Source organism: Mycobacterium sp. TH-M11 (assembly GCF_057473725.1).
Window position 1 is genome coordinate 1 of sequence record NZ_JBYCLD010000494.1, and the last position, 5848, is coordinate 5848.

The 5848-nt window shown below is 66.3% G+C and carries 7 protein-coding genes; all 7 read right to left on the reverse strand.

Translation table 11 applies throughout. The features are described 5' to 3' along the window. Nucleotides 1-5: 5 nt before the first annotated feature. Entirely contained in the window at nucleotides 6-1022 is a 1017-nt protein-coding gene (locus AC2VOG_RS18880) for an NADP-dependent oxidoreductase (RefSeq protein ID WP_486941360.1), read from the reverse strand. A gap of 31 nt (nucleotides 1023-1053) precedes the next feature. Further along, a complete protein-coding gene (gene der, locus AC2VOG_RS18885; protein WP_486941361.1) occupies nucleotides 1054-2454 on the reverse strand; it encodes a ribosome biogenesis GTPase Der in 1401 nt (466 codons plus the stop codon). After that, nucleotides 2451-3143 carry a (d)CMP kinase gene (gene cmk, locus AC2VOG_RS18890; protein ID WP_486941362.1) on the reverse strand — a complete coding sequence of 231 codons (693 nt, stop codon included), beginning with the start codon at nucleotides 3141-3143 and terminating at the stop codon, nucleotides 2451-2453. Before cmk ends, der begins: the two co-directional genes overlap by 4 nt. After that, nucleotides 3140-3895, reverse strand: coding sequence for a pseudouridine synthase (locus AC2VOG_RS18895; protein WP_486941363.1), 756 nt, complete (start codon nucleotides 3893-3895; stop codon nucleotides 3140-3142). The genes cmk and AC2VOG_RS18895 overlap by 4 nt, the downstream gene beginning before the upstream one ends. Beyond that, nucleotides 3892-4593, reverse strand: a complete 702-nt coding sequence (scpB, locus tag AC2VOG_RS18900; protein ID WP_486941366.1) for an SMC-Scp complex subunit ScpB — start codon at nucleotides 4591-4593, stop codon at nucleotides 3892-3894. The genes AC2VOG_RS18895 and scpB overlap by 4 nt, the downstream gene beginning before the upstream one ends. 50 nt (nucleotides 4594-4643) lie before the next feature. Beyond that, on the reverse strand, nucleotides 4644-5453 hold the full coding sequence (locus tag AC2VOG_RS18905; RefSeq protein WP_486941364.1) for a segregation/condensation protein A: 810 nt from the start codon (nucleotides 5451-5453) through the stop codon (nucleotides 4644-4646). Then, a partial coding sequence (locus AC2VOG_RS18910; protein ID WP_486941365.1) for a ParA family protein occupies nucleotides 5450-5848 on the reverse strand: 399 nt, incomplete at its 5' end. The genes AC2VOG_RS18905 and AC2VOG_RS18910, both read right to left, overlap by 4 nt.

Consider the following 5848-nt stretch of genomic DNA (forward strand, 5'->3'; position numbering starts at 1 on the left):
AAGTCTCAGGTCGTCGTCGGATCACTCAACTTGACCAGCATCTTGCCGATGTTGGCACCGGTGAACAGTCCGTTGAGGGCATCCACGCAGGACTCGATGCCCTCGAAAATGGTCTCGCGGTGGCTGATTCGACCCTCGTGCGCCCACCGGCGCAACGCGGCCGAAGCCTCGTCGAACCGGCCCCACTGGTCGAGCGCGTTGAACCCCTGCATGGTCGCGGTCTTGGACAGCAGGTTGACGTAGTTGGCCGGCCCGGGATGGTCGCCGCTGAGGTAACTGGAGATGATCCCGCAGAGCACCACGCGTGCGTTCATCGCCAGGCGCCCGAGCACCGCGTCGAGGATCGGCCCGCCGACATTGTCGAAGTAGACGTTCACCCGATCGGGGCAGTGCTGCTTGAGCGCGGCCGGCAGATCGTCGTTCTTGTAGTCGATGCAGGCGTCGAAGCCGAAGTCCTCGACCACCGCCCGGCACTTCTGCGGACCGCCGGCAATACCCACGACGCGCGCACCGGCGATCTTGGCGATCTGGCCCGCGATCGATCCCGTCGCACCTGCGGCGGCCGAGACGACGACGGTGTCGCCGGCTTGCGGCTTGCCGACGTCGGTCATGCCGATGTAGGCCGTGGCACCGGTCGGTCCGTACACCGACATGATCGCCAGCTGATCGCTTTCACCGGGGATCGGCGTGCTGAACACGTCGTCGCGGATGATCACGTACTCCTGGAAACCCGTCAGCGTGGTGATCACATCGCCGACCGCGTAGGCGTCGCACCGTGACGACACCACCTCGCCGATCCCGGCGGCGCGGATCACTTCGCCCAACTGAACCGGCGGGAGGTAGCCCTGCTGGTCGTTGAGCCAGGTCCGCACTGCGGCGTCGAGGCCGACGTACGTGGTGCGCACCAGCGCCTCACCTTCGGCGGGCTCGGGCGCGCGCGTGGTCACCAACTCGGTGTCCCCGGGCTGTACTAGCCCGCTCGGGCGGCGACGCAGCAGGATCTGGCTATTGGCAAAAGGCACGCTGCAAAAACTACCCAACGCGAGCGGGCCGTCAGCGGGATTGGGTTTTCCGCTTCTCGCGCATCCGAACGTTGATCCGGATCGGGCTGCCTTCGAAGCCGAACGTCTCACGCAGCCGGCGTTCCAGAAATCGGCGATAACCGGCCTCCAAGAAGCCGCTGGTGAACAGCACGAAAGTCGGCGGCCGGGAAGTCGCCTGGGTGGCAAAGAGGATCCGCGGCTGCTTGCCGCCGCGGACAGGCGGCGGAGTCGCCGCCACGACCTCCTTGATCCAGGCGTTCAATTGACCGGTGCTGATGCGGGTATCCCACGATGCCAGTGCACTTTCCAGCGCCGGCACCAGCTTCTGCACCGCGCGGCCGGTCTTGGCGGAGATGTTGACGCGTTGCGCCCACCGCAGTTGCACCAGTTCGCGGTCGATCTCGTTGTCCAACTGGTAGCGGCGTTCCTCGTCGACGAGGTCCCACTTGTTAAAGGCCAGTACCAGCGCGCGTCCGGACTCGACGACCATGGACAGCACCCGTTGATCCTGCTCGGTCAGCGGCACCGAACCGTCGATCAGCACGATGACCACCTCCGCTGCATCGATCGCGCCGTGCGTGCGCACCGAGGCATAGAACTCGTGACCGCTGGCCTGCCCGACCTTGCGGCGCAAGCCCGCGGTGTCGACGAAACGCCAGATTTTGCCGTCCAATTCGATCAGCGAGTCCACCGGGTCGACGGTGGTGCCGGCGACGTCATGCACCACCGAACGCTCGTCGCCGGCGAGCCGGTTCAGCAGCGAACTCTTGCCGACATTGGGCTTGCCCACCAACGCCACCCGTCGCGGCCCGCCTTGGCTGGAGCCCAGTTCGGCGACCTCCGGCAACACCGCGACGAGCGCGTCGAGAAGATCGGCGACACCACGACCGTGGATCGCGCTGATCGCATACGGCTCCCCCACGCCCAGCGACCACAACGCCGCGGCGTCGGATTCGCCCTTGTCGCTGTCGACCTTGTTGGCGGCCAGGAACACCGGTTTGCCCGAGCGTCGCAAGAGACGCGCGGCCGCCTCGTCGTCAGCCGTCGCCCCGACGATGGCATCCACCACCAAGATGATGGCGTCGGCGGTACGCATCGCCACCACGGCCTGTTCGGCGACCAACTGCTGCAAGCCCTTGGCGTCGGGCGCCCATCCCCCGGTGTCCTGCACCACGAAGCGGCGGCCGGTCCACAGGGCGTCGTAGGACACGCGGTCGCGGGTCACCCCGGGCACGTCTTGGACCACGGCTTCGCGCCGGCCCAGGATCCGGTTGACCAGTGTCGACTTGCCGACGTTCGGCCGCCCGACCACGGCCACCACGGGTGGCGGGCCGCTGGCCACATCCTCCAGTGATTCGGTGAATTCAGCTGATTCCCAGTCGCTTTCGTCGACCCACGTGCCGTCGCTCATTTCCGGGCCTCGCTTTTCTGCATGACCAAATCCAACAGATGGTCGATCACTTCGGACTCGGTCATCTCACTGGTGTCGATGACCACCGCATCCGCGGCAGCCCGCAGTGGCGACACCGCGCGGGTCGAGTCCAGGTGGTCGCGGCGGCGAACGTCGGCCAGCACACTCGCATAGTCGTCGGTGAGTCCGGCGGTGACGTTCTGGTCGTTGCGACGATGTGCTCGCGTCTCGGCCGATGCGGTCAGGAAAATCTTGACGTCGGCGTCGGGCAGGACCACGGTGCCGATGTCGCGTCCCTCCACCACGACGCTGCCCACTCCAGCGGCCAGGCTGCGCTGCAGGTCGACCAGTCGGGCGCGGACCGCGGGAACCGACGAAACGGCGGACACCGCCCTGGTGACCTCAGCGCCGCGGATCTCCGACGAAACATCTTCGCCGTCAAGGTAACTGCGGTCTGTGTCGGGGTCGTGTCCCACCGAGAGGTTCGCGGCGGCCGCGGCCGCCTGCACGGCGTCCTGGTCGGCCGGGTCGACTCCGGCGCGCAGCACAGCCAAGGTGGCGATCCGGTACATGGCGCCGGTGTCGAGGTAGCGAGCCTGCAGAGCGCGGGCCAACCCTCGTGATACCGAAGACTTTCCAGTGCCTGCCGGGCCATCCACGGCGACGACGATTGCGTTCGTCGTGTTCACAGCCCTACCGCTTTGTAGAGTTCGCCGATCTCGTTGCGGCGCAACGCCCGGATGCTGCCCGGTCGCTGATCGCCCAGCGTGACCCCGCCGATATCAGTGCGGACCAGTGTTTGCACCGGAAAACCTACCGCAGCAAGCATTCGTCGCACGATGCGCTTTCGGCCCTCGTGCAGCGTGATGCGGATCATCGTCTTGCCGGGGACGGCGTCCACCACCGCGAAATCGTCGACGGCGATCGGCCCATCCTCCAATTCGATTCCGGCCCTGAGCTTCTTGCCCAGCCCGCGCGGCACGGATCCGTTCACGGTAGCGACATAGGTTTTGGGTATCTCGTAGGACGGGTGCATCAGGCGATGGGCGAGTTCGCCGTCGTTGGTCAGCAGGATCAGGCCTTCGGTGTCGGCGTCGAGGCGTCCCACATGGAAGAGCTTCTTGGTGCCCCGGACTCGGTGTTCGACCAAATCGCCGATGCACGGGCGGCCGCGATCGTCGGACATGGTCGAGTGCATGCCCCGAGGCTTGTTGAGCGCCAGATACACCAGCGACTCGTCGAGGATCACCCGCGCGCCGTCGACGCGGATGTCAGAGGTATCCGGGTGTACCCGGGTGCCCAGTTCGGTCACCACCTGGCCGTCGACCGCGACCCGGCCGTCGGTGATCATTCGCTCGGCAACCCGTCGCGAGGCGATTCCGGCCTGCGACAACACTTTTTGCAGTCGAACCCCTTCGGGCTCGCCGACGGTATACGTCATTGGTCCACGTCGAAAGACAGCGGCTGATCGCGGGCGACACTGCCGCCGGCGAGCTTCACGAAACGTGGTTCCTCGTTCAGGGTTTCGCTGAGGTCGTCAATCGTGTCGACGTCGGGCAGCAGCGGGGCGATGTCGGGAAGGTCCGTCAACGACGACAGCCCCAGACGTTCCAGGAACAGTTCGGTGGTCGCGAAAGTCACCGCGCCGGTGTCGGGATCGGTGCCCGCTTCGGTGATCAGCCCGCGCGCCACCAACGTGCGCATCACTGCGTCGACGTTGACCCCGCGCACCGCACTGACCCGCGCCCGGGTCACCGGTTGCCGGTAGGCCACCACGGCCAGGGTTTCCAGAGCGGCCCGGGTGAGCTTCGAGCGGGATCCGTCCAGCAGCAGTCGCTCGACGTAGGGTGCGAACCGGGCCCGGGTGTAGAGCCGCCATCCCCCGCCGGCCTCACGAAGGTCGATGCCGCTGTCGCGTTCGGTGAAGTCCTGGGCGATCAGCCGCAGTTTCGCGGCCACCCGGGAGGCAGTTTGTTCGGTCGCCGCCGCCAATGCCTCGACGGCCACCGGAGTGTCGACCACGAGCAGCAGAGCCTCGAGCACCGCACCCAGCTCCGCGTCTTCGAGTTCGGGAGCCGTCGCGACGTCGATACCCAGGTTCGTCTCGGACGCGTCGATGCCCTGGTCGGCCTCGGTCATGTTGCGCCACTCCTCCGCATCGCTGCGCTCTGCATCGTCGTTGGCGCGTGTCATTGGTATTCGTCCCGCAATTCTGCGCTGGTCAGTTGTTCTCCGGTCCATGAAACCTGGAGCACACCAAGCGGTTCTGACTGGTCGAATGCTACCGCCCTGGATCTATACAGCTCGAGCAGAGCCAGGAAACGGCCGACGATCTCGATGGGTTCGCATTCGGCGACGAGGTCCGAAAACGATGCCCATTGCCCTATCCCGCGCTGCTCGAGGAACCACAGCAGCCGCTTGGCCTGCTCCGGGACGGACACATACACCTGGTGTAGGTGCTCGGTGCCCACCGTGGGCACCGGCCGCGGGGTGAAGGCCGTCGCCGCGATCTCGGCGAAGCTCTGGGCGTCGACGCCCAACATCACTTCGGGCAACAGGTTGGCGAACTGTTCCTCTAGGGCGACGGCACGGGGGTAGCTACGCAGCGCGGCGGCTTCGAGTTCAGCGAACATCGTGGCGACGTGCTTGAACGCCCGATACTGCAGCAGCCGGGCGAACAGCAGGTCGCGGACCTCCAGGAGTGCGAGATCTTCCTCGTCGGTCACCTGGCCGGACGGGAGCAGCCGGGCCGCCTTGAGGTCGAGCAGCGTCGCGGCGACAACCAGAAAGGCGGTGGTCTCGTCGAGCTCGAGCCGGGCGCCGATTGCTTTGGTGTACGCGATGAAATCATCGGTGACCTGGTGCAGCGCCACCTCGGTCACGTCGAGGCGGTGCGCGAAGATCAGCTGCAGCAGAAGGTCGAACGGGCCCTCGAAATTGGTCAGCTTGACCCGGAAGCCGTTCTGGGGTGGTGCCTCGCAGGTCGCGCGAGCGCTCACGCGCCGAACCGATCGATCACCTCGCGGGCCAACGAGCGGTAGGCGAGAGCGCCGCCCGACTTCGGTGCCCAGGAGGTGATCGGTTCGCCGGCGACGCTGGTCTCCGGGAAACGGACAGTACGGGTGATGACGGTGTCGAAGACCAGATCGCCGAAACGCTCCACCACGCGCGACATCACCTCGCGGGAGTTCACCGTTCGCGGGTCATAGCGGGTGATCAGGATGCCGCTGATGTCCAGCTTCGGGTTGAGCCGGTCGCGCACCTTCTCGACGGTGTCGGTCAGCAGCGCCAGCCCACGCAGCGAGAAGAACTCACATTCGGTCGGGATGATGACGCCGTCGGAGCAAGCCAGGCCGTTGACAGTGAGCAAGCCCAGCGATGGCTGGCAGTCGAT